This window comes from Candidatus Nomurabacteria bacterium, assembly GCA_023898425.1.
In the GTDB taxonomy this organism is placed as follows: domain Bacteria; phylum Patescibacteriota; class Patescibacteriia; order 2-12-FULL-60-25; family 2-12-FULL-60-25; genus HK-STAS-PATE-2.
Genome location: CP060222.1, coordinates 104,045 through 128,079, shown reverse-complemented (window position 1 = coordinate 128,079; position 24,035 = coordinate 104,045). Strand labels below are relative to the sequence as shown.

Sequence of the window (24,035 nt, the reverse complement as noted above, 5' to 3'; positions counted from 1 at the left end):
GCAAGAAAACTGGGGATATTGTCAAGGGTAGTCTCAGCAATACGTCAACCACCTCCACGAAACACGTCCACAAAATGAAAACACCACGATAGCCTTCGTGGTGTTTTTCAGAAATAGCTGGTGATTATTCTGTCTTTGCGTGAAATCTCAACTTTTTGAGATAGCTCGCACCCTTTCCAATATCTGTACGGATCGGGATACCTGTTGCACAGAGCGGACACTCTTCTTCGGTATAACTGTTCATTTCAAGGTCAAATAATGAATGAAGTCTTGGCACACCACCAAGTTGTTCACACGTTACGTTGCCTCGATTACAAAGCGCTGCGACCCCTGTCACTACTCCCCCACAAGCGCGTACAGCCTCTACAACCTTACGAACGCTACCGCCAGTTGTAAGTACATCCTCAACGATGAGGACATTACTATCACGAATAAAAGCGTCATATCCGCGATTGAAATGGAATCCTTTGGTTCCATCCCGAAGCTTTTCTGCGTAGAGTGATAAAATATCACGCCCCGCCATATTAGTAAGGTGATGCGCTACGTGTTGTGAAAGAATGATTCCTCCGAGCTCTGGCCCGACCACAACATCAACCGACTCGTCGGCAAACCCCTTCGCCAGACCATCGCAAAACCATTTTGTATAGTTCGTATGTGGGTACAAAGCGTCTTTGTTGATATAGGCGTCACCATGCAATCCAGAAGCATAGACAACATGGCTCTCGCGAATCAGGCCGCCTAGATGTTCTAAGATTTGAATATATTCTTTGGCACCCATAGCTATCCCCTTTTGTTGGAAAGAACGTAACAAGGATTACCTTAATACCTAATAAATAACCTAGCAATGTCTTTATAGATCTAATATTGGACAAACTCCCCGCTTTTTGCTATCCTGTAGCCATCGGTCCGCCCTGTGCGGGCTTTTAAAAAACACGCTTTATGAAAAACCCTATCCGCCCAATTTTGAACTACTTTTCTGCCTCAAGAGCTGAGCTTGCAAAAGTCACCTGGCCAACACAAAAAGAGGTTATTCGTTATTCTGTATTAGTAATTCTTATCGCTGTAGGCACCGCTCTTTTTTTTGCCTCTATCGACTTTGGTCTTACTAAGGTAACAGATCTTATTCTTGAGAAACGTGGTATCTCAAGTCAGGCACCACAAACACAAACAACAGAAATTCCTGTTGAAAATCTAAAGGTAGACAACGTAGATGTAACGACAGAACCCGTTACAGAAGGCACACCTAACAACTAACGCACTTTTTTTTCTAAACAACTATGGCAAAACAAACCGCCTCCTATGGACGACGATGGTACGCCGTCCATACCTACTCAGGATATGAAGAGAATGTCGCCGAAAGCCTCATGCAGCGCATCGAAGCGCTTGGCATGAAAGACTTCATCTTTAATATCATTGTTCCAAAAGAAAAAAAGGTAAAAATTAAAAACGGCAAACGTCGCGTTGTCGAAGAAAAAGTTTTTCCGGGTTACGTACTCGTAGAAATGAACGTCACCGATGATTCTTGGTACGTTGTGCGTAATACACCTAATGTCACTGGCTTTATTGGTATGGGTAATACCCCGTCACCACTTTCACAAGCTGAAGTCGATGCACTCTTAAAACGTGCTGAGGCAACCACTGCTGAACCAGAAGTAACCATTGATCTTCAGGTAGGGATGGCTGTCAAAATTGGCGATGGACCATTTAAAGGCTTCGAAGGCAAGATCAATGAGATTGATGCTACTCGTGGCAAAGCCAAAGTCTTGGTAAGCATGTTTGGACGTGAAACACCGCTCGAACTTGACTTCTCCCAGATGAAAAAGATATAAACCAATTCACTTTTGGGACCGGAGAGGCCGCCCGCACGGCACGCTTCTCGCTCCGTCTCCCTTATTCACTTGTTGCGGCGACACTTGGATAACCCTTCAACAACACTACTATGGCTAAAAAAGTAAAGACCTATATCAAGGTCCAGGTCATCGGTGGCCGTGCAACTCCAGCACCTCCACTCGGTCCTGCCCTTGGTCAGCACGGTATGAACATCGCCGAGTTCTGTCAGCGCATTAATGCAGCTACACAGGATCGTATGGGCGAAGTTGTACCAGCAATCATCTCACTTTATGAAGATCGTACTTACGACTTCATTCTCAAAACGGCACCTGCATCAGCTCTTTTGATGAAGGCAGCAAATATCACTTCTGGTTCTGGTAAGCCTCACACCGACAAAGTTGGTAAGGTCACCAAAGCACAAGTCCGTGAAATTGCCGAAATCAAAATGCCTGACCTTAACTGCTCCACCATCGAATCTGCTATGAAGCAAATCGAGGGCACAGCACGCAACATGGGTATCACCGTTTCCGAATAAAAGATTTGACGAAGAGCGTGTTTCAAAGCACGCTCTTTGTATATCTATGAAATTTGCCATTTGCATCACACGAGCCGTTCCGGGCGGTGCTACCGTCTTCGTTTTTGATTTGGCACGTTTTTTGAAACGAGCTGGTCATGAAGTACATGTACTTGCCGGTGACGGTGAGTGGCTTGTCGAAAAATGTACTGCGGAACAAATCCCCTTTCATCGATTACATTGGATGCAACGCGAGCTCCATCCATACAAAGATATACGCGCACTTATTGAACTTACGCAGATACTCAAAGCACTCAAACCTAATGCCATACATCTTAATAGCTCAAAGATGGGTGTACTTGGTTCTCTTGCTGGATATTTTTCAGGTATAAAAAATATTGTGTATTGCATTGGTGGTTGGGCTTTTCTCGAACCAATGTCAAAAACAAAACGTACGATGATTATTTTTGCTGAACGCATCGCCGCAAAGTTTCGTGACGTTATTGTTTGCGTGCATCCGGGTGATGTTGATGCGGCAAAGCGTGAAGGCATTCAACCAAAGCAACAACTTCTTTCTATTCCAAATGGTGTGGACGTCGCGAGTTTTGATGCGCAGCTTCTCACGCGTGAAATCGCTCGTGAAACCCTAGGCCTCCGTCGCTCAGATTTCATCTTCGGTTCAATCGCGAATTTTTATCCTGCCAAAGATGTACCAAATTTCATACTTGCAACAAAGCGCTATCGTGAACTCGGCGGCACCGGAGTAGTCGCAATTATCGGTGATGGACCTTTGCGTACTGAAACCGAAAACGCCATTCAAACCACCGGCGCAGATTCGTATTTCATCTTGCTCGGCGCCAAAGAAAATGCCTCGCAATATCTCGCAGCTTTTGATGCCTACGCATTACCATCCGCCAAAGAAGGGATGCCTATCTCGCTCCTCGAAGCTATGGCAGCTTCACTCCCCTGCATTGTCTCAGATGTCGGTGCTATGCGTTGGATGATAGAGCCTGACGCCGGACTCATCGTAGACGCTCATAACCCAGAACATCTCGCCAGAGCTATGTTACGCATCGAAAGAGACCCGGACTCACGCGAAGCCTTTGGCCACCAAGCGCGTCGCGTCGTCACAGAACGATTCCCTCTTCAAAAGACCTTAGAGGCTCACGAAAAGCTCTTAACCTTGCCAAATTAACCATTATAAGCTACCATCCAGCCACTAAAAACTAACGTGGAAGGCTATATGCCGTCCGAACCACTATGCCAAGCAAACGCTACGTAGAAGCTGCAAAGCTTATTGATGCGAACAAGCTCTACTCACCAGAAGAAGCCCTTGAACTCGCTAAAAAATCTTCAACAACCAAATTCGTTGGTTCTGTCGAAGTTCATATCAATCTCGGTATCGATGTCCGTAAAGGCGACCAACAAGTTCGCTCAACCCTCATCTTCCCTCACTCCATTGGTAAAGCAAAACGTGTTATCGCTTTTGTCTCCGGCGGTAACGAGGCCGTCGCAAAAGAAGCAGGTGCTGACATTGTCGCTGGCGAAGAATACATCACTGAACTCGCTCGTACCGGTAAAATCGACTTTGACGTTGCAGTAGCAACACCAGACATGATGCCTAAGCTTGCTAAGGTCGCAAAGATCCTTGGTCCAACCGGTCTCATGCCTAACCCAAAAACAGATACCGTTGGTGCTAACGTCAAGAAAATGATCGAAGATGTGAAAAAAGGTAAAGTCGCTTTCAAAACCGACAATACCGCAAACCTTCATCAGGCTGTTGGTAAAACAGAGCTCGGCACCAAAGAACTCCTCGAGAACTTCAATACTCTTCTCGACGCTGTTAAAAAGGCTAAGCCAGCTTCTGCAAAAGGTACCTATCTCAAGTCTGTTACGATCTCCACGACCATGGGTCCTGGTATCAAAATCGATACAGCAAAGATCGCGTAAATTCATAAAAACCCTCTTACATTCGTGAGAGGGTTTTTGATTTGCGAGGTTTTTTCTAAAGTGCTTAGATGCATGAGACTTGAACCTTTGAAAGAGGTGTATCGTGACACGAGCAACTTATGGCACCCTCCCCATTCAAACACTTCGTGAGCTTATTGAGCGCGGTGAAATCATCGGTGCTAATGAGGAACATTTGCAACCGTCTTCTATGGATCTACCTATTTCCATTGAGGAAGTCTATCGGATGCGTGGATCTTTTTTGCCACGACCGCAGGAGAGCATTAGTGACCTCGTAAAACGCGGATCTATCGGAGATCGGATCCCGATAGGCACACCGTTGCGCCGTGATGATGTGCATCTGATCCGTCTTGCAGTTAGTCTAAAGCTCCGCGAATCGGTTGATGGATCGTCTAGTAGCAAGAGCTCAACCGGACGCGTTGACGCGAGATGTCGCCTCCTTGCAGACAAGGTTTCTCGCTACGATTATATCCCCAAAGGATATCATGGCGATCTCTGGATCGAGGTTGTACCGAAATCCTTCGACATTATTCTTTCTGAAAAGATGTGTCTCAATCAGCTTCGGCTGTTTTATGGCGACGGAAGACTTAACGTCATTGAACATGAGATGGCATTTGCAAAATACAATCTCCTTCGGGCGCGAGACGGATCTGCTCTACCGGGGGCTGATCACATCACGCCGGACGGTGTTTTGATGACGGTAGATCTGAGCTCAAATGAGATCATCGCCTATCGATCCAAAAACCACTGGCGAGCCGTGGATCTGAGTCAACTCAAGAGTGCGAATCCGAATGACTACTTTGAGGCAATTCACAGGCCAGCCAACGATGAACTCGTACTCAAGCCTGGAGAATTCTATCTCCTAGGGACAAAAGAACGCATCAGCATCCCACCCTGCTACGCAGCGGAAATGGTGCAGTACAATGCGACGATCGGTAATCTCTTTACGCACTTTGCCGGATTCTTTGATCCTGGTTTTGGTTGGCGTGCGGATGGTGACACTTCAATCAAGGGCAATGTTGCCGTACTTGAAGTCGAAGTACATAGCAGCTCTACCGTCCTACGAGACGGGCAACCGATCTGCATTATGGCCTACGAAAAAATGCTGCGCGAACCCGAGACGATGTATGGATCGGGCATCAACTCAAATTACGGCATTCAAGATGATATTAAGCTCGCAAAATTCTTTCGAGAAAGCTGAGCTATCTAGCCAAGGAACTCTCATTCCTTGGCTATTTCTTTTGTGCTAGGCTACCCGCGTCCGAAAAGGAGATGTGATCATGCCAACTCATGTCATCAACTGCTTACCTCAGGTGTTCTTTGAAAATCACGTTGACTTTGATCATTTTGAACCAATTCATGGTCACTACTCTAACCCGAAGCTCATTCACTGCTCGTACCAGGACAATCAATACACCGCCGTCTACTCATTGTGTTATGGTAGGTTTTTAAAACGCACCATCGTTTATCACTACACCGTAACAAGAATAAGTGAGACGAGATGGCAAGCAACAATTGACACCAAAGATCTTGGCATCAATTATCGCGTATCGTATGAAGCTGAGGCAATAGCCGACAAAGAAACGACTATTCGCATAGACGTTCGTGCTTCTGCGCCTCTGCTGCCAAACATCGCCTGTCATGGGTTCTCAATGATGGCAAAACGACTCACTACTCGTGAGTTTTATCGAGACAAATCTGTTATCGAAGGACCCACGAAGCGCTTTCCGAAGCCTCATCTCGAGCCAAGCGACACAGCGATAAAAATCTTCCGTACATTTGCGAAATGACTTGATAAGACCTAGCAGCAAACAAAATGTTTGCTGCTTTTTTTTCTTTGAAGAAAAATATTTATCCACAAAAAATATGCCATTTTGATTGTAGGACGAATACTCACAAGATATACTCCTCGCCGATGACATGTTTCTAAGCAAACGATAAACGTTCGTGCACTTAAAAACAGGTCATCATGTGTCAAAACAAAAGACAAAGAGGTTCCCGTGAATCAGCAAACGACTCCTGTCGTCCTTACCCCCAACTATGCTGCACCAGGACAAGGTGTCATCAATCGCGTGTTGTCAGCATCCAGAATTCCCAACATCATCTTCAATCCGGTTGGTCTCGCAAAAGAAACCTCGGCAAAGTATGGTCCGGTGTCTATCTGGAACGCAGGTGTTTTTGACCTGACGTATCTCTTCGGAGACAAGACCTATTCACCGCGCGCCTTTTAAGACTGGTTCATGAAGCAGCCAGCCGACCGAATGCGTATCGGTGCTGTTATCGCCAAAATCCCTACGGTGGGATACTGGTTTGATAAGACATCAGATGATCCAGACTACGTGCAGAAGCTCGTGATTCCTGGACGTCAGTTCATGGCCAATGTCCTTTTCTCAAAGGATCGAGTCCAGCAGATGGATAGCTCGATTGATGCCGTGCTTGAGACCTATCTCGAGACATGGCGTCATCAAGAGGCTATCAACTTTACCACCGAACTCGTTGAGCTCTATCACGAGGCTGCGTGCGCCGCCATTCTTGGTATGGATTTGTGGGTCAAGATTCGCACTATCCGTAAGGATATGCGCGAGATTGCCGATGGTATTGAGATCCCGCACACCACTGGGACCATCCTTCGTGGTCGACTTGATAGCAAATACCGTGCCACTAAGCGCGTCGAAACTTTTCTTCGTACTGCCATGCAAGACCCAGAGGTCCAACAGACATGGTTCTACAAAGAGATGCGCAAGGTTATCGTCAATGATGCACCTATCAACGATCGCGATCTTCCGTGGTTCGTGATGTGGACGGTGTGGAATGCCATGACCTATCCCGGTGCCTACGGCATGTGGAATATGGTGGACATCTTAGGTAATACCGAGGTGCTCCAGGCGTTCGCGGCGTCAACCGATAACGAACGTCAGACTCTTCTCGAGCACTGCCTCACAGAGACGATTCGTATCAATCCAATCTCTTCTGTGATTCGCAATCCCGATAGCGCACAAGAAGTGACGATTGGCGATAAGACGTGGAGACTCCCTGACAAGGGGTTCATTGGTGTCTTCACCATGGGCATCAATCACGATCCTGACCTCTTCGAATCTCCAGAGGAGTTTCATCCGTTTCGTTACTACGACAAGAGCGTAGAGAAACCGATCACTTTTGGTAAAGGCGCCTTTGGCTGCCCTGCACAAAAACCTACGCGTAAAATCATTACGCGTATCAATAAGCGACTTCTTTCTGAATTCGAGTTTTCGCTCCCTTCGGGGATCGAAAAAAAGTATGTGTGCGTGCACCTCACGTATGCAAAGAAAAACATCATCGTTGGCATCAAGCCAATAACCTTCAACTGAACGTTTCTCGCAAGAGAAATACAAAACCCTGCACCATATGGCGCAGGGTCTTTCTTATTTTAACGTTTGTAGAAATGCTTCGATCTTTTTTACCAACTCTTCTTGCGTGCCTGAATTATCAAGTGTGATAGTAGCTCGTTTCATGACAGCAGGGATCGTAGTCTCCGTGGGCGCTTGCTCTTCTCGTTGAAACTGCTCCCATGTCATATCAGACTCAGTTGCCTTTTCACCGCGTTTTTTCATACGTTCAAAGCGGATTTCTGCTGGGGCATCAACACCTATCAAAACAAACTGAGGTAAAGGCTCAAATGCCATAATATCTTCTAATCGGCGAATACCATCCACAACAACAATCTCTTTGTCAGACAGTAGCGTTTGACGAACAACAGCATGAGACAAGATGTCTTCACCAAATTCTTTTCGTAATACCTCCGAAAGACGAACAAACTCATCACGCGACTTATCGAGTGCTAAAGCTTCTAAAATAGTACTAAGAATGGCACTAAAACGAACATAACCAGCACCGTGTTCTTTTTGTAAAATGTCGGCAACTGTACCTTTGCCGCATCCAGCTGGGCCTACAAGACCAATAATAAGAGATGGCATATATTTGAGCATCATACCGCGTGGATCACATAGACAAAAGACTGGGTCAAGACTCGACTTGCCTCGAGAGCGACAAATCGCTAAGGTCGTTGCGATCTAGCCATGCTGGCCGGAACGGACATTAGAAAACCAAGGAGCTACCAGTGACCACTCCAACATCCGAATATCATCGCATCATCGAGGACGTACTCAATACCGGCTCCCTGGAGCCCAATCGGACAGGAGTTAGCGCCGTCAAAATCGCCGGCGCGAGCTTCACCTGCGATGCTTCGCTCGGGTTTCCCGCCATCACCACCAAGAAGCTGTTCTTTGAGTCGATGGCTGTAGAACTCGAAGGATTCATTAACGGTATCACCGACAAGCAATGGTATCAAAATCGCAAGTGCTATATCTGGAACCAATGGTGTCGAGCCGACATCATTCCTCCCGAACTCAAGGCGGACAGGATGAAGAAGGAGAAGGACGCGTTCCAACTCAACGAACGTGACCTCGGCCCTGTCTACGGCTTTCAATGGAGACATTGGAATGCCGAATACAACGGCCACCTGGCGGACTATACCGGTATGGGCATCGATCAGCTCAAGAACGCTATCGACGCCATGCGCCGGGATCCGTCGAATCGCCGTGTTATCGTGATGGCTTGGAATCCAAGTCAGCTCGACATGATGGCGCTACCCGCTTGCCACACGAGCTTTCAGCTCACCACCATCGGTGGAAAGCTGAACCTGCTCTGGAGTCAGCGGTCTTGCGACCTGATGCTCGGCATCCCCTTCAACATCGCCTCCTACGCGCTCTTGCAGCATTTGATCGCGCGCGATCTCGGAATGCCGGTCGGCAGACTCGTGGGACATCTCAACGACGTGCATATCTACGAGAACCATCTCGAAGGTGCACGCGAACAGCTCTCTCGCGATCCCGAGCGACATCAACCGCCGACCATCGTCACCACCGGAGAATCGACATCGATCTTCGATTGGGATCACACTATGACCAAGCTCGTCGGCTACGAGCATGACCCCGCCATCAAGATGGAAGTCGCCATCTGAAGGAGCAAGGAGAACCACATGTACGGAAAAAGCAAAATCTCCCTCATCGTCGCGGCAAATAACCGCGACGTCATCGGCGCCGATGGTGGTATCCCCTGGGGTCCCATCAAAGAAGACATGAAGCGCTTTCGCGAGCTGACCATGGGTAAGCCCAATGTCATGGGTCGCAAGACCTGGAACTCACTTCCGGAGAAGTTTCGGCCCTTGCCGGGACGGATCAATGTGGTGATCTCGCGACAGAGTAACCTCTCGCTCAAGGGCGCTTTCGTGGCGCCTTCGCTCGAGACGGCGCTCGACGTGCTACTGGTACCGGAGGTCTGCATTATCGGCGGTGGCGACATCTACAATGCCGCCCTGCCCTATGCAGACACTGTCTACCTCACGCGCATCGTGAACGACATGAACGGCGACGTCTTCTTCAAGCCCCTCGACCGCAAGATCTGGAAGCTTGAGACCGACACCGTCGTCCGAGGTGACGGATATCACTTCGCGACGTATCATCGAGTGGTAGCCACATGAACTCCAAAATATTTGTCTTCGAAGCAATTGACGGCGCCGGCAAGGACACCCTTGCCCGCACCATTCTCGACACACTCGCCCAAGGCGGACGTCGCGTTTTTGATGCGATCGAGTTTCAGAAGGAGTACGGACAGCTACCGCTGCCCGATCATCCTGATGTACTAAAAGCCGAGTTCTTACTCGTCTGCGAACCAAGCTATGTGACGCATAGAGGCGCATCCTATCGCCTACGTGACCACATCGTACCTGGTAGTCAGACGAGTCAACGCACACTTGTGAAGATGTACGGTGAAGATCGCTTAGCGCTCTATGAGCAACTTGTGATCCCGTTTCTCAAAACTGGTGGCACAGTCATTCAGGTGCGAGGACTCTCGTCTTCGCTCGCCTATCAGCCTGCAGTTGATCCATCGATCACCCTCGATGAGATCATGAGCGAGCCGGGTAACCAACTCGAACTCAGATACGCGCCAAAAGCCCTCCTCGTCCTCAGCATCTCCAACAAAGAAGCTGAGCGTCGACGTAAGGCACGCGGACCAAAAGAAGATCCTTCGATCTTTGATGCAGAGGCTGTTCAAGACGCCTGTCGCACCAACTATCATTCCCAAGAACTGCGAAAAATCTTCACAGATCAAGGTACTCGTATCATTGATATTGGCGTGCAGGGTTCAAAACAAGAAAATTTTGAGCGAGTCTTCACGGCGCTCGCACCCTATCTCGGATAGAGCCCCCATCACTGGGGGTTCTTTATATTTTTACCTATTTTTGCTAAGATTAGATCATATGAATAAACCCCTCATCTCCGCCGGCGAGCTCATCCGAACGAGCTGGGACCAATTTCGTAATGATTGGCGCTTTAATCTTGAAGGTGCTGTACGCTTTTTGATTGCAAACATTATCGCGGCACTTCCTGGTGCTTTTATTGTAAAAACGGCTACAGATTTTACTCCAACGAATACCGTTATTTTCTTGCTTTTTACCATTGCAAGCTCTGTTCTCTTGATTCATACATCAAATAGCTTTACACATGCTTTATTAAGAAAAGCAGCCGATCAAAAAGTAACAGCACTCGACAATGCTATTGGCTGGAAATACTTTTGGCCGGCAATCTGGGTTGGTATTATTCAAGGTTTTGCTATTTTAGGTGCGACCATTTTGCTTATTATCCCAGGTATTTGGCTTGCAGGTCGTCTTGCCTTTGCTAATGTCGTACTTCTTGATGAAGACAAAAGAGGTGTTGAAGCACTTAAACGCTCATCTGAACTTGTTAAAGGGCGCTGGTGGGCAGCCTTCTGGCGCAGTCTCGCAAGTGGCCTTGTCTTTGGTATTTTGATGGTTCTTGTTACCCTCATCCTTGGTGCCTTTATCGGCTTACTTGTTGGTGGTCTCGGCCAAGCTTCAGAAGCTTCTACAAGCTCATTTGGTCAAATGCTTAGCGCTGTTGTCCAATCCTTCTTTATCCCACTCTTTCTTATTTTTACGGTTCGTCTTTATAAGAACCTCAAAGAAACGGCTTAATCCCCTTCTTGGTTTGATCAAAATCCCCGCTCTTGCGGGGATTTTGCTTAATTGACCCCAAACGGTAAACGGGGTAAAAACTCTGTATTCTATGCCTCGTATTACCATTATCGGCCTCGAAATCCATGCCCGACTTAAAACCAAGAGCAAAATGTTTTGCTCTTGCCCTAATGTTGACGATGCCACCGCACCAAATACAGCTATTTGCCCCATATGTACGGGTCAGCCAGGAGCATTGCCTGCCGTTAACCAAGAAGCTGTTCACCTCGGTGTACGCCTAGGTCTTGCCCTTGGATGCCGTATCCCTGATGAGGCACACTTTGATCGCAAAAACTACTTTTATCCCGACTTACCAAAAGGCTACCAGATCTCCCAATTTGATCACCCAATTTGTATTGATGGCGAGCTCTGGATTGATGTTCCGGGACAAGAAGCTCCGAGAGATCGTATTCGCGTAGGCATTACACGCGCCCATCTCGAAGAAGACGCCGCAAAGAATTCACATGATGGCGCCTCTCAAGCCACACTTGTTGATTATAACCGAGGCGGCTCTCCTTTGATTGAGATTGTAAGCGAACCTGATCTGCGCTCACCAGCCGAAGCAAAAGCATACGTACAAGAGATGCAAAACATTCTACGCGCGATCGGCTCATCTGCTGCTGACATGGAAAAAGGCCATATGCGTTGTGACGCAAATATCTCGCTTTTAGAAGTCGACGAAAATGGTCGCCGTCTTCAAGATGAGTTCAATCCAAAAGTAGAGATCAAAAATCTGAACTCATTCCGTTCAGTAGAGCATGCATTAACGTATGAGATTGCACGTCAAAACGAAATGCATGACCGAGGCGAAATCCCTCAAGGCGCAACACGTGGCTGGGATGAAAATACCGGCAAAACCTTTGAACAACGTAGCAAAGAAAATAGCGCCGACTATCGCTACTTTCCTGAACCAGACTTACCACCACTTGTCCTTAGCGCAATTCGCGAACAAGAAAAGACACGTCTCCCAGAACTTCCTGCTGCAAAACGTGCACGTCTTGTTGAGGAGTATCAATTTACCGCTGATGACGTAAAACTCATTGTAAGTAATGGCTGGACGGATTTTGCTGATCAAATCATGAGTGAATTAAAAGCTTGGATGAATGCGGCAAATATTGACGCAGATATTTCTAAGCTCTCGAAACTTATGAGTGGCTGGCTCTTAAGCAAGCTACCTGCCATTCTCACACAAAAAGAAATCTCCTTTGAGGATCTACGCATCACTCCAGAAAATTTTGCTGAGTTTGTAAAACTTGTCTACGAAGGAGCGGTAAGTAGCACGAATGCACAAAAGCTTCTTGCTCTCATGGTTGATAGTGGCGCCGATCCAAGCCAGCTCATGGAAGACCATACGCTTGGACAAATTAGCGATCCTGCCATGATCACAGAAACGGTTGAGCGCTTAATCACACAAAACCCACAACAAACAGAACAGATAAAAAATGGTGAAGTAAAACTCGTTAAATGGTTTGTTGGTTGTGTCATGAAAGCAACAGAAGGACGCATTAATCCTGAGCTCGCAGAAGAAGAGCTTAAGAAACAACTCGGGATCGTATAAAAAACACATAATAAGTAGCAAACAAAAAACCACTCTTGCGAGTGGTTTTTTTGAGATAAGATTAACGGCGTTCTTGTGGAAGCGCGAGGTTAACCTTGATCTGACGGCCGCCAAAGTCCTGTTCGTTGAACATTTCAATAGCTTTTTCAGCCGAAGCTTCGTCAGCCATAGTGACGAAAACGAAGCCACGAGGACGACGAGTTTCGCGATCGAGAGGGATGAATACCTCTACAACCTCACCAGCTTGAGCGAAGTGGTCGCGGATTTCCTCTTCCGTAGCACGGAATGGAACGCCGCCGACAAACAATTTTGCAGACATGTGCGTGTACAATGGGCTCGAAAGCCCAAGAAACAATAATGAGTCAGGATAACCGTTTGCGCCTGACCCACAAAACCTTGAGGCTTCTCGCACGTGATATCCGCCTACACGGTGACATAATAAACGGCTATTGTCAAGATGCCCTACCTATCCCCTTCTTTTTTTTTACGAAGTTCACACTTCAATTTTTTTCATCATCAAAAAAATATACACCCATCTTATGTTGTTTTCATCACCTCATCTTAAGAAAAATATTTCTTAAGATGAGGTGCCATATTCTACAGAGAAATGATTTTCATTTTTCTTTTTTGTTTAGAGCAAGAAAATTTTTTTCGAAAAAAAAATAATCCACAGGCTACACTTCACACACAAATAGAAAAAGATGTGTTATACTATTTGGTGCATGCGTGAATCAACATCACGCGCTCGATCACACGCTAAGTGCGACGACCAAACAGAAAGGCAGGTGTAATCACTATGATGAAGAAAACAAAGAAGACAGTAAAGAAAGCTGTTAAAAAAGCTGCTCCTAAAAAAGTTGCTAAGAAGACAGTAAAGAAAGCTGTTAAAAAAGCTGCTCCTAAAAAAGTTGCTAAGAAGACAGTAAAGAAAGCTGTTAAAAAGACCGTTAAAAAAGCTGCTCCTAAAAGAAAAGCTGCTAAGAAAACGACGAAAAAGCGTTAATCTTAAAACGGAGGAGATCCTCTCATCTTAGATGGGAGGATTTTTGTTTTAAAAAAATCAGCGCTAAGGCGCTGATTGAAAAATCTGTTCTGCGATAATTGTTTTTGACTCTAATCGATAGAGAACAACCTTATTTGAGTAACGTAATACCCAATCACCTACTTTTGCGTTTTGATAAAATTCTGGATTCGCTGCTTTTAACGTTGGTAAGTCATCCACAAATGAAAGCGCTGGTACATCGTTTTTATCTATACCCGTTTCTCTTTCGACTTGTTCGACTACCTCCTGATAACGTTGTTGCTCTATTTGTGTTTGATTGTTTTGCTTAGGTAATACCGCAAAACGAACATACAAAAAAGAAACGGCTAACAAGCAGAACACAATAAGAAGGTATCCTTGTCGAAAAGTGGTTTTCATTAGGCTATATCATACCCCGGTCCTTCGATCTTGCGAAATCCTATTCGATCGGGTGCTTGTTTATCTTGCAAGGCTGCCCATTCTCTCCCTAAGAACAGCACCTCTTCTCCATAACGCATACGCACACGATCAAGACCCGTTGAAACATCTCGCCAATCTATAAGCGAGCTCGCTGAGCGGTGTTCGTGCAACATTGGGAGAACGAACTGCTCCGAAGGACGCCTTAAGTCTGTAAGTGTCACCGCTAAAAACGTCACACGCTCACCTCGCCAAAGTAAAACGAGCAATTCAGATGCTTGAGCTTGCAATACCAATACATCATCTGTCTCGGGTATAAGTTTTTTCTGATGATGGCGATAGAGCTCTTCGTTATGAACACCGACAATTATTGAAAACGCATGTGCTACTAGCTCCTTTTCTCTGAGTCGATTACCTGCGCGTGCGACTAATCGAGCCAAGGTTGAAGCAACCTGCCCATCCACATTTACACGATTTGGTACGCAGTAAGAATGCCCAATACTCTTAGGCGTCTCCGGAGAAGTAAATAACGCTGAACACTCGATACCATTTAATGAAGCCCAGAGCGTATAACCGGTCTTACCAAGTGAGCGCAAAAAAATCATTGGGTCTGCATAACGTAATTGTAATGGCGTAAAAATACCTAAACGCCATAGCTGTCGACGCATACGTTTTCCTATCCCAGGAAAATCCTCAAGATCGAGCGTAGCATAAAAAGTATCAAGCTCATGAAACCGGATCACCGTAAGACCGTTTGGTTTTTGACGCTCAGAGGCAACTTTTGCTAAAAATTTTGTTGAAGCAATACCAATGGAACATGGGAGCCACTCCCCAATCTCTTCTCGAATACGCTCTTTGATTTGTGTTAAAAGGAAGGCGGCTTCTGCCTCGTCACGACACCAACCCGTCATATCAAGAAATGCCTCATCGATAGAATATGGCTCCATCTTGTCTGTCACCTGACGAAAAATAGCAAATATACGCTTCGTAACAGAGCGATATTTTGTAGGATCATTTTGAATAAATTTTGCCCCCGGTACCACTTCGCGTGCTTCTTTGAGCGTCATACCCACCTTCATCCCCTGACGCTTTGCCTCGATTGAGGCCGCGATAATACAGCCTTGCTCGTGCAAGTACGCACAAACTCCTAGTGCTTTGCCACGTAATAACGGATTCGCCTGTTGCTCAACGCTCGCAAAATAGGAATTCATATCGATATGAGCAATGATACGTTCCATAGGGCTATAGTTAAGAAAGCACCCTCACCTCATCCATGTGCCAATGAAGGGTTTCTGTCGAAAAAGAGAGTCTATACGCGTTGGCATTATCTGATACAGAAAAGTAGTACACCTTATCGCGACCGATACGCTCCGAATGAACGAGGTGAATTTTTTGAATACGAATATAGCGTTTTCCCCATTTAATGATAAAGGGCTCTGGTTTACGTTGTTTAAAGACAACAACAACCTCTACAGGTTGTTTGACCTGCTCATATGTCATATAGATATTTATTCTTAAAAGCGAAGCTTTTGACTAAAAATTACCGTATGAACGTATTACTGCCTTCACCACACCCTGAATCAGAGGATCGTAACAATAGATAGGTTGCATCGTTTTATTTGCAGGCTGTAAACGAATGCGATCTTTTTCTCGAAAAAACTTTTTCAGTGTTGCGTGAGAGTTTTCAAGCAATGCCACAACAACATCGCCATTTTTAGGTGATGGGTTGCGTTCAATAATGACATAGTCACCATCATGAATACCCTCATCAATCATTGACTCCCCTTTTACACGTAGCACATAGGAGTTTGCTGCATCAGGAACAATGTCCACTGGCACCGCTAGGGTTTCGCGCTCTTCTACCGCCTCGATAGGTAGACCCGCGGTAATAAGACCGACGAGTGGCAAAATAACGCTACGCCCCCACTTTGTTGCCTTGTCTGTTGGCTCAAGCTCACGAGCTGATCCCGAGGCTTCGGCGCCACGTAAATACCCACGCTCTCGCAAAGCTTGAACATGCGCATGCACCGTCGAAGGTGAAGCTAACTTAAGACCGCTCGCGATTTCGCGATAAGAAGGAGGGTATCCTTGGTCTGAAATAAAGTTGACGATATAATCGAGAACTTCTTTCTGCTTGGGGGTAAGTGATGGAGTCATAGCTACTAGAACAAAAATAGAACAATAGAAGCCTCTCGTCAATAAGTTACATTCACCTCGTATTTATTGGGTTATTCACAGTTTTTCTGGAGTTATCCACATACCCCCTCTCATTTTATGGCAACGGAGTAGAGAGAGCGGAACGTTATCATGGGTATTCGCGGTTAGCGGATCGTGATTCGGACGCCACTAAGCTCTATGCTCCGACGCCTTCTGGGCCATCTTAGTCTCATTACCATCCTTGGTTCTTTTTTAGGTCCCTTTGCTCCTCATGTGCAGGCTATCGAACCAATAGCGGTACGTATAGGTGAAATTTCTTGGGCAGGATCAAGCTACTCTATTGCTGATGAGTGGATTGAGCTTTGGAATACGAGCGATGCCCCACTCTCTCTTGCTGGCTATCGTCTTGAGGGAGCTTCGGCGTCACCTTTGCTGTTTGATGAAGCAGCTATCATCGCTCCACAAAGCAGTTATCTCATCGCAAACTATGACACGAATGACGAGAAAAGCATTCTCGCGACAACAACACACTTTGTTACAACATCCTTATCTCTTTCAAATAGCCAACTATCCCTTCGTCTTTTTGATGATGAAGACATTTTGATGGATGAGGTAGAAGGCAACCCACCAACCGCGGGATCTAGCACGCCAAAAGCAACAATGATTCGCTCCCTGATTGATGAAAGCTGGATCACCGCAACAACAACACTCTTTATGAAAGATGGTGTTACAGATTTTGGCACACCTGGATTCTGTGACGGTTGTCTTCAAGAAGACTCTATAGCGTCTTCTGAGGAGATCTTAGACATAGACCCTCTCCCCGAAACGCTTGAAACAGAGCCTATAGACAACGAACCTGTTGAGCCGATAGAAGCAGTAATATCAACAGAAATAACGATAGACACTGATGTAAATACAAATACGGATAATGAAGAAAATCCAGAAGAAGTTTTTATCGAAGAAACAAAACCGATCGAATCAACCGAAACAACTTCTACACTTGAAATTCCGATAGAAGAACCACCTACGTCAGCAATAATTCCAACAATTGAATCTCCAGTAGAAACACCTCCTTCAGAGATCATTCTCCCCTCAGCAGCTCTCCGATTACAAGCTGTCTTTCCGGCACCGGATAACGCCTATGAGTGGATTGATCTCGCTTGGCTAAATGAAAACAGAAATCTTGCTGCGCTTGATGGCTGGTATCTACAAAATAGTCGCAGTAATACAATTTTTCGCTTTTCTACTTCAACAAGAACAAATCTGATTGAGCATGATGACCTTGTGCGTGTCACATTAAAAAGTGCCGTGCTCTTAAATGCTGGTGATACGCTTTCTTTTTACGATGCTTCCGGAGAGCTGGTCGATACCATGAGCTATCCAGAAACACCAAAAGGAAGCACTTGGATTCTTGATGGTACTTGGCAAAACGCCGATCTCATCGCCCTAACCGAAGAAGAAGATATTCTCAACTCCGAAACTATTACCAGCGAAACAGATACTGCGGTCATAACAAATACAATAACAACACCGGCCAAAACAGTAACAACATCAACGACACTCATGAGCACACAAACAGCAAAAGCTCCGGCAACCTCTACCAAAGCAACAACAAAAACCAGCTCAACTCCTGCAAAATCAACAGCTACAGCCAAAGCAACTACCAGCAAGACAACTACACCCAAAACAACAACAGCAAAAACAGCAGCAGTAAAAACAGCAACGCTTTCAAAAAGTGCGATAGCAAATATTATTCATCCTTCAACGATTGAACAAATCCTTATGCAGCCACAATCCTGGCGAGTACGTGTGCAGGGTATTGTCGGCACTGTGCCGGGAATCCTTTTAAAGCGACAATTTATCCTTCAAGCACCAGATGGACGCGGACTCTTGGTGAAAGTACCGACCGGACAAAAAACACCGGTATTCGGTAGCACCGTCGAACTCACCGGAGATATTACAAATGATGACGACGGCATTATTCTTACGATGAAATCGGATGATACTTGGAGTGTCCTTCGTACAGAACCTTCTCCCGTTCCAACGCGTATCGTTGATATACTTGCCGAAGAAACGGCTGATGCGTGGAGCAAAATAACGGTAACAGGAACCATCATCTCCATTACTGCCGGCAAAGCCGAGCTTAACGTAGACGGCATTAATATGACGGCGACCATTAAGGCTGCTACCCGTTATCGAGTACAACGACTAAAGAAAGATGATCTCGTTACTATCACTGGTGTACTCAACTTCTCAAGCGATGGACCCATTTTATACCCAGTCACTGCCGAAGATATTACCATCCTAAAAAGCGCGTCCGAAATAAAACCCGTAGCACAAACATCACCAATACCAGATTGGACACCTTTTGGTGCCGCCGGCATTACCGTTGCTGCCTATGAAGGCTTTAAGCGCTGGCGCAAACGTAAACCTCTTCATCAAAAAACACTCACAAAAGCTTCGCTATGAACAATGAATGGTATCCCTTTGGATCGTGGATGGATCAATGCGAGCAACTCGTCGAAGAAATTCGCGAGCTCCAACAAACCCACGCCATGCTCCTCCATCGAACCCAAGAACTCGCAGAACGCCTCAATAGCCCCTCCGGACCCATTGCCCGAGAATTTGGGGACTTGCAACTCTTGTAAGGTTTTGCTAATCTGTGGCCACTCGCAGTAATGCGAATTGGTCACGCGGGTATCGTATAATGGCTATTATGCTACCTTGCCATGGTAGAGACGGGGGTTCGATTCCCCCTACCCGCTCCATACAAAAAACACCCCAAACGGGGTGTTTTTTGTTATTTTGCCTATGCCCACTTGCCTTGTTTAGAAAAATTCGTTAATCTACCGCCACCCTTCGACTCGCTCTGCTCGCTCAGGGCAGGCATCGAACATACAGATAAATTAAGGGCGTATAGCTCAGTTGGTTAGAGCGTTACACTGATAATGTAAAGGTCCCTGGTTCGAATCCAGGTACGCCCACCACGTAAAAACCGCAGGAAAACCTGCGGTTTTTACTATGCGGTTCACGTGGCGGGGCCAGCGTGAATACCTATTTCATTATTCAGTAACTTCAGCCGTAAGCGTCATGGTAACCATGGTCTTAGCGGTTTCGTCTTCGCTATCTCTTACAACCATCACCGTCATTTGTGACGATTCTTTTTCATAGCTACGCACGATCGTGCCTCCAAGGTTTGCGTCCGATGCGCGCGTATAACCCATCGCTTTTACCGTTGTATCAATACTCTCCGCAACTGCAGCGATATCTGTATTATCTACCATTTGAACCAAGGCAGCAGAGCTCTTATCACCCTTAGCAGAGATATGAGAGACACTCGCACCATCAATCTTTTTTAAGTCGCTAGGAAAGTCACTTGGGATAGCGAGGTCCTCACCATAAGACTGAAAGTCCCCCGTCTTCTCATCTTTAAAGGTCGCCGTGTTTTTATTAAGGTCTACTTTGCCACCCGTAGATTTTTCAATCACCGTTTCTGCAACCTTCTCACCAATCTTTTCAGACACCTTGTCTTGCATGGCATCAATAGGATTCTGACAACCTAAACCCGTTAAAGCGACTACCGCAGCCATCGCGACCAAGAGAGCATTTTTGTTCATAGGAGAAATAGTATGATAATAGCCGTAATAAAACCTAGCCGAACGATTCTTGTTTGTATCTTGTCTTTACATCCACACCCTTTGCCGCGAGGAGCTCTTTGACGCTCTTCATAAAGTCATCAGGTCCACAGGCATAAAACATCGCCGTATCGAGTACAGGTGCCAATTTCTCGATATGTGATTCGTTTAAACGACCGACAGGCTCTGGCCAGTCATCTGGTGCGTCACGCGTGAGAATTAAGATCGGAATCAACAGATCTTGATCAGCGAGTTTTTGAATCTCTGCCATAAACGGCGCCTCTTCGATGGTGCGATTAGAGTAGACGAGTACAATCGGGTGTTTACTCCCCTGAATGACGCATTCTTCTACATAAGAACGAAATGGCGTCACACCAATACCACCTGCAAAAAAGACCACCGGCTTATCAGATTCAATCGCAGGACAAAAAACACCAAATGGCCCTTGCATACGCACCTTGTCGTCTGGCATGAGCTTAGAGGCACGTTTAGTAAAGTCACCCGCGAGTTTGATAGAGAGCTCCAGCGTTTGTTTTGATTGACTTGGAGCAGAAGCTACCGAGTAAGCTGCACGAGCCCACATCGTACCGTCATCATTTAGTAAATGGAGATAAAGCCATTGACCTGGCTTATAGTCATAATTTAGTAACCCATCTTCTGGAGCTAAGACCAAGGTAAAGGTATCGGCGGTTTCCCACTTAAGTTCTTTCACCACGAAAGGGCGTTCGACAAGAGATGGATGCATGTTAGTGCTTTGCTTTATAGGCCTCAATAGAAGCTGTGATTTCAGCCTTTGCTTCGTCGACTGATCCAAAACCATTAATCACGATTTGATCATACTTTTTCTTTTCGAGTTTTTTGTACTCTTTGAAGAAAAGTAAAAACTCTTCTTGTACATGTTTTGGAAGCTGTTCATACGATGTAAGCTCATCAAAACGAGGATCAACTTTCGAAACAGGCACAGCGATAATCTTTGCATCATCACCATCTTGGTCTGCTGTTTTGATCATGCCGATCGCACGAGCCTTTACGACACATCCAGTAAACGTTGGATGCGTGAGCAATAAACAAACGTCCGTAGCATCGCCATCACCTGCATGCGTTTGTGGGATAAATCCATAATCAAATGGATAAAATGTTGGTTGATGTAAAACGCGATCGAGCTTAAAGTAACCGCCTTCTTCGTCGTATTCAACCTTGTTTGCCGAGCCTTTTGGAAGGTCGATAACAACGTTAAATTCGTCTGGCGTACCGCAAGAAACTTCGTGATAGAGATTAATGCCTTTCATAGATGTAGAAGATAAAAATGATACGGATAAGCCTAGCAAATAGAGATTTTGCGGTCAAAGAAACACAAAAACCCCTTGGTCCCCACGCTTGTGGGAATAGCGGCTGATAACTAAAGCTGAATCAGGAGCAAATAAAAACCCCCAGCACGTTTGCACGCGCTGGGGGCAAGAGAGCGACAAACGAGCGACAGTCTTTCGACACGGTCTACTTAGTCACTCTCATAAAGTGCGGGTTTTGGGACAACGCACCGTTAGTCTTTCGACACGCCGTTCGAAGTCCCGCCACCCTAATGATTCATCAACATGTGATTGATAGATCATTAGGATGCTCAATGAAACGAAGTTATTCGTACCGTTGAGCGAGAGAGTGACAAACTCCCAATAGTCTTTCGACAACTGCGGGCTAGTCACTCTCATAAGGTGCGGGTTTTGGGACAATTCGGCCTTAGTCTTTCGACATTCAAGTGGTAGTCCCTCCACCCTTATGAAACATCAACCTTGTTGATACCTCATAAGGGTACCCGACCAAACTTCCTCAGACCTCCCCACAAATGTGGGGAATGAGGGGTTTGGTCGGGTGATGGTGAGTAGACAATAGTCCACAAGTCCTTCAACACGTGTCGCATAGTCCATTCACCAAAATGTACGTCACTCGGCGGCCACGGCCTCCGAGGTGGGTTCCTCCTTCACGTCGACGACGAGCTTGCTCCACTCGTTGTAGACATGCTTGAGAAACTGCTGACCGAGCCAGCGCAGCGCCTTTTGATGAGCGCTACCCTTCAAGCCCTTGAGCTTCTTGGCGAAGTCCTTCTCGGTCTTGGTGAGCACCGTCTGCTCTTCTTCGTCCTCGTCGGTCTCGATGTCCTGCAGAACCTCTTCGTCGCCACCCTTCTTGAAGGCGACACCGAAACGATTCTGCAGAGCTTCGAGATGATCGGCGAGAACGGTGAAGTCACCCGGCACGATGTCCTGCACACCCTTGATGGTGCGCTCCATGTAGGCGACGGGCACAACCTCGATGTCGAGATCCGCGTCCATCGCCAGCTCCTGCCGGTTGAGCAAGAGCTTGTAGAGCTCGAACGCCTTGCGGTGCTCGAGCCTTGCGTTCCATGGGCTCTTCTTGTTCTTCACCGTCTGGTCGCAGAAGAGATAGACTCCCTGCTTGAGATCGGTGTTCCAATTCGAGACCTTGCCTGCAACGCGACGAGCGCGAGTACCATCTTCGAAGTGGTGATAGCCCGCATAGGCCTTGAGCGCCGGAGCGCTCTTGAAGCGGCGGATGTCGACGATCGCCGCGATCATGCGAGCCGCAATGAGCGGACCACAGCCGTCGATCGGTTCGAACACCGTCTTGTAGACGTCGCTTGCAGGGATGATGTCGAATTCCTTCGTTCCCTTACGACGAACCTTGCCGCCCTGGAGCACACGCTCGACAGCCTTCTTCTGCGCCTTGAGACGATCGAAGATGGTCGAGCGAAACTTATCGCTCTCGAGAAAGGCTCCGACGAGCTTGGCGATATCTTCTTCGGTAGCCTGAGCCGGCAGACCTTCGTTGCCGAACGTCTTACCGATGAGGGCGAAGAAGTCCGCACGCTCGGTCTCGTTAGCCTCACCACCGAGCAAGTCCTCTAACAACATCTCGAGGACATTGTTCTCGGTCTCGGCGAAGGCTTGCGCGATGAGCGCCTGATCACGGTACGACTGCAACACGCCCTGATAAGCGCGCATGGTCGCCTTGAAGCTACGCACGTACGAGCGGTACACGAGCTTCAGCCGCAGGTTGGTCACGTCACCCTCCGTCATCGGACGAAGGCTTTCATGTCCATGGATACCGACCACACACATCGCCATGGCACGCGCCTTACGGAGCGTGAGAATAGCACTGGTCTCGGTACCATTGGGCTTCTCAGCCTTCACGACCGTGATGCCATGTTGGTTGAGTAGTGCCATGGCGCGCGAGCGGTCGAGAGCATCTGCCGCATCGTCCTTCTTGGCCGGGTGTTCAGCACCCCCGAGTACGGAGGGCGCAAACCGCAGCACCTTGATGCCACGAGCGCGGGCATAGAGAGCAAAGTAGTCGCTCACTCCCCCATTCTCGATCACGAGTACATCGTGATCTGGGTCGAGTGATTGGATGAACTCGATCTTTTTCTCGCGAGAACTCGGCTTCTTGGCCGACTCCTTGAGAGCGATCGTGGTCAAATTGCCATTCGCGCCGCGAGTGGCGACAAAGGCCGTCCCCTTTGGGGCATAGGCCACTGCTACGATTCGCTTACCATTCATCTAACACCTAGAGCTATTTGGGCTAGCTCCGAGCCACTTTTGGGTTGTAAAAACGCCTTTTTACGGGCGTATCCACTGACAAGGCTACAGTCTTACGACAAAAATCTCGTCAGAGACCTGTAACTAACCATATATTATTGATTTTGTCAACCTTCTGATGGGCAACATGAAACCCCTTGGTCCCCACACTTGTCACGTTGCTCGCGAGCAATATAACTGGTGTAGACAACGATTGAAAAATAAAAATTCCTCCGACACGTTTACACGTATCGGAGGAAAGAGAGTGACAGC

General features: G+C 46.9%; 28 protein-coding genes and 2 tRNA genes. 19 read left to right on the top strand and 11 right to left on the bottom strand.

Annotated elements, in window-relative coordinates:
• Positions 1-124: 124 nt before the first annotated feature.
• Positions 125-778 (bottom strand): phosphoribosyltransferase, encoded by a 654-nt coding sequence (locus tag H6759_00645; GenBank protein USN52578.1) that lies wholly within the window; start codon positions 776-778, stop codon positions 125-127.
• A gap of 161 nt (positions 779-939) precedes the next feature.
• Between H6759_00645 and secE the strand changes: the two genes are divergently transcribed.
• From secE to H6759_00600, 9 genes are all read left to right on the top strand, one after another.
• Entirely contained in the window at positions 940-1,254 is a 315-nt protein-coding gene (secE, locus tag H6759_00640) for a preprotein translocase subunit SecE (GenBank protein USN52577.1), read from the top strand.
• Positions 1,255-1,277: 23 nt separating this feature from the next.
• Entirely contained in the window at positions 1,278-1,829 is a 552-nt protein-coding gene (gene nusG, locus H6759_00635) for a transcription termination/antitermination factor NusG (protein ID USN52576.1), read from the top strand.
• Between the two features lie 110 nt (positions 1,830-1,939).
• Entirely contained in the window at positions 1,940-2,365 is a 426-nt protein-coding gene (rplK, locus tag H6759_00630; GenBank protein ID USN52575.1) for a 50S ribosomal protein L11, read from the top strand.
• Between the two features lie 46 nt (positions 2,366-2,411).
• Positions 2,412-3,539 carry a glycosyltransferase family 4 protein gene (locus tag H6759_00625; protein USN52574.1) on the top strand — a complete coding sequence of 376 codons (1,128 nt, stop codon included), beginning with the start codon at positions 2,412-2,414 and terminating at the stop codon, positions 3,537-3,539.
• A 65-nt stretch (positions 3,540-3,604) separates the two neighbouring features.
• The gene (rplA, locus tag H6759_00620; GenBank protein USN52573.1) at positions 3,605-4,294 is read left to right on the top strand and encodes a 50S ribosomal protein L1; all 690 of its coding nucleotides are present in this window, start codon (positions 3,605-3,607) and stop codon (positions 4,292-4,294) included.
• A gap of 103 nt (positions 4,295-4,397) precedes the next feature.
• Positions 4,398-5,513 carry a 2'-deoxycytidine 5'-triphosphate deaminase gene (locus H6759_00615; GenBank protein ID USN52572.1) on the top strand — a complete coding sequence of 372 codons (1,116 nt, stop codon included), beginning with the start codon at positions 4,398-4,400 and terminating at the stop codon, positions 5,511-5,513.
• 79 nt (positions 5,514-5,592) lie between these two features.
• Complete coding sequence (locus H6759_00610) at positions 5,593-6,102, top strand: hypothetical protein (protein ID USN52571.1); 510 nt, start codon at positions 5,593-5,595, stop codon at positions 6,100-6,102.
• Between the two features lie 210 nt (positions 6,103-6,312).
• Positions 6,313-6,543 carry a hypothetical protein gene (locus H6759_00605; protein USN52570.1) on the top strand — a complete coding sequence of 77 codons (231 nt, stop codon included), beginning with the start codon at positions 6,313-6,315 and terminating at the stop codon, positions 6,541-6,543.
• A 9-nt stretch (positions 6,544-6,552) separates the two neighbouring features.
• Positions 6,553-7,659 (top strand): cytochrome P450, encoded by a 1,107-nt coding sequence (locus H6759_00600; protein ID USN52569.1) that lies wholly within the window; start codon positions 6,553-6,555, stop codon positions 7,657-7,659.
• Positions 7,660-7,713: 54 nt separating this feature from the next.
• Here H6759_00600 and H6759_00595 read toward each other — a convergent pair whose 3' ends face one another.
• On the bottom strand, positions 7,714-8,265 hold the full coding sequence (locus tag H6759_00595) for an AAA family ATPase (GenBank protein USN52568.1): 552 nt from the start codon (positions 8,263-8,265) through the stop codon (positions 7,714-7,716).
• A 143-nt stretch (positions 8,266-8,408) separates the two neighbouring features.
• On the opposite strand from H6759_00595, the gene thyA reads away from it, so the two are divergent.
• From thyA to gatB, 5 genes are all read left to right on the top strand, one after another.
• Positions 8,409-9,311: a thymidylate synthase gene (thyA, locus tag H6759_00590; protein ID USN52567.1), complete on the top strand. Its 903-nt coding sequence runs from the start codon at positions 8,409-8,411 to the stop codon at positions 9,309-9,311.
• Positions 9,312-9,329: 18 nt separating this feature from the next.
• Positions 9,330-9,830, top strand: a complete 501-nt coding sequence (locus H6759_00585) for a dihydrofolate reductase (GenBank protein ID USN52566.1) — start codon at positions 9,330-9,332, stop codon at positions 9,828-9,830.
• Positions 9,827-10,552: a hypothetical protein gene (locus H6759_00580; GenBank protein USN52565.1), complete on the top strand. Its 726-nt coding sequence runs from the start codon at positions 9,827-9,829 to the stop codon at positions 10,550-10,552. Before H6759_00585 ends, H6759_00580 begins: the two co-directional genes overlap by 4 nt.
• A gap of 58 nt (positions 10,553-10,610) precedes the next feature.
• Positions 10,611-11,345, top strand: coding sequence for a hypothetical protein (locus tag H6759_00575; protein ID USN52564.1), 735 nt, complete (start codon positions 10,611-10,613; stop codon positions 11,343-11,345).
• A 91-nt stretch (positions 11,346-11,436) separates the two neighbouring features.
• A complete protein-coding gene (gatB, locus tag H6759_00570; GenBank protein USN52563.1) occupies positions 11,437-12,942 on the top strand; it encodes an Asp-tRNA(Asn)/Glu-tRNA(Gln) amidotransferase subunit GatB in 1,506 nt (501 codons plus the stop codon).
• A gap of 61 nt (positions 12,943-13,003) precedes the next feature.
• Here the strand turns inward: gatB and H6759_00565 are convergent, their stop codons facing one another.
• Complete coding sequence (locus H6759_00565; protein USN52562.1) at positions 13,004-13,261, bottom strand: RNA-binding protein; 258 nt, start codon at positions 13,259-13,261, stop codon at positions 13,004-13,006.
• Positions 13,262-13,738: 477 nt separating this feature from the next.
• Between H6759_00565 and H6759_00560 the strand changes: the two genes are divergently transcribed.
• Positions 13,739-13,945, top strand: coding sequence for a hypothetical protein (locus tag H6759_00560; GenBank protein USN52561.1), 207 nt, complete (start codon positions 13,739-13,741; stop codon positions 13,943-13,945).
• 63 nt (positions 13,946-14,008) lie between these two features.
• Here the strand turns inward: H6759_00560 and H6759_00555 are convergent, their stop codons facing one another.
• Genes H6759_00555 through lexA form a run of 4 tightly spaced genes read right to left on the bottom strand, consistent with a single transcriptional unit; the run spans position 14,009 to position 16,537 of the window.
• Positions 14,009-14,362, bottom strand: a complete 354-nt coding sequence (locus tag H6759_00555) for a hypothetical protein (protein USN52560.1) — start codon at positions 14,360-14,362, stop codon at positions 14,009-14,011.
• Positions 14,362-15,618 carry a DNA polymerase IV gene (locus H6759_00550; protein USN52559.1) on the bottom strand — a complete coding sequence of 419 codons (1,257 nt, stop codon included), beginning with the start codon at positions 15,616-15,618 and terminating at the stop codon, positions 14,362-14,364. The genes H6759_00555 and H6759_00550 overlap by 1 nt, the downstream gene beginning before the upstream one ends.
• A gap of 10 nt (positions 15,619-15,628) precedes the next feature.
• The gene (locus tag H6759_00545) at positions 15,629-15,880 is read right to left on the bottom strand and encodes a hypothetical protein (protein ID USN52558.1); all 252 of its coding nucleotides are present in this window, start codon (positions 15,878-15,880) and stop codon (positions 15,629-15,631) included.
• 33 nt (positions 15,881-15,913) lie between these two features.
• Positions 15,914-16,537, bottom strand: coding sequence for a transcriptional repressor LexA (gene lexA, locus H6759_00540; protein USN52557.1), 624 nt, complete (start codon positions 16,535-16,537; stop codon positions 15,914-15,916).
• Between the two features lie 198 nt (positions 16,538-16,735).
• Between lexA and H6759_00535 the strand changes: the two genes are divergently transcribed.
• The 4 genes from H6759_00535 (at position 16,736) to H6759_00520 (ending at position 19,524) form a co-directional block, all read left to right on the top strand.
• Positions 16,736-19,006, top strand: coding sequence for a lamin tail domain-containing protein (locus tag H6759_00535; protein USN52556.1), 2,271 nt, complete (start codon positions 16,736-16,738; stop codon positions 19,004-19,006).
• Positions 19,003-19,185 carry a hypothetical protein gene (locus tag H6759_00530; protein USN52555.1) on the top strand — a complete coding sequence of 61 codons (183 nt, stop codon included), beginning with the start codon at positions 19,003-19,005 and terminating at the stop codon, positions 19,183-19,185. The genes H6759_00535 and H6759_00530 overlap by 4 nt, the downstream gene beginning before the upstream one ends.
• A 45-nt stretch (positions 19,186-19,230) precedes the next feature.
• Positions 19,231-19,305 (top strand) — tRNA-Gly (locus H6759_00525).
• Positions 19,306-19,447: 142 nt separating this feature from the next.
• Positions 19,448-19,524, top strand: a tRNA-Ile gene (locus H6759_00520).
• 75 nt (positions 19,525-19,599) lie between these two features.
• Here the strand turns inward: H6759_00520 and H6759_00515 are convergent.
• From H6759_00515 to H6759_00500, 4 genes are all read right to left on the bottom strand, one after another.
• Positions 19,600-20,154, bottom strand: a complete 555-nt coding sequence (locus tag H6759_00515; protein USN52554.1) for a hypothetical protein — start codon at positions 20,152-20,154, stop codon at positions 19,600-19,602.
• A 34-nt stretch (positions 20,155-20,188) separates the two neighbouring features.
• Positions 20,189-20,917 carry an FAD-dependent oxidoreductase gene (locus tag H6759_00510; GenBank protein USN52553.1) on the bottom strand — a complete coding sequence of 243 codons (729 nt, stop codon included), beginning with the start codon at positions 20,915-20,917 and terminating at the stop codon, positions 20,189-20,191.
• Between the two features lies 1 nt (position 20,918).
• The gene (locus H6759_00505) at positions 20,919-21,461 is read right to left on the bottom strand and encodes an inorganic diphosphatase (protein USN52552.1); all 543 of its coding nucleotides are present in this window, start codon (positions 21,459-21,461) and stop codon (positions 20,919-20,921) included.
• Between the two features lie 648 nt (positions 21,462-22,109).
• Positions 22,110-23,744, bottom strand: coding sequence for a transposase (locus H6759_00500; protein ID USN52551.1), 1,635 nt, complete (start codon positions 23,742-23,744; stop codon positions 22,110-22,112).
• Between the last annotated feature and the right edge of the window lie 291 nt (positions 23,745-24,035).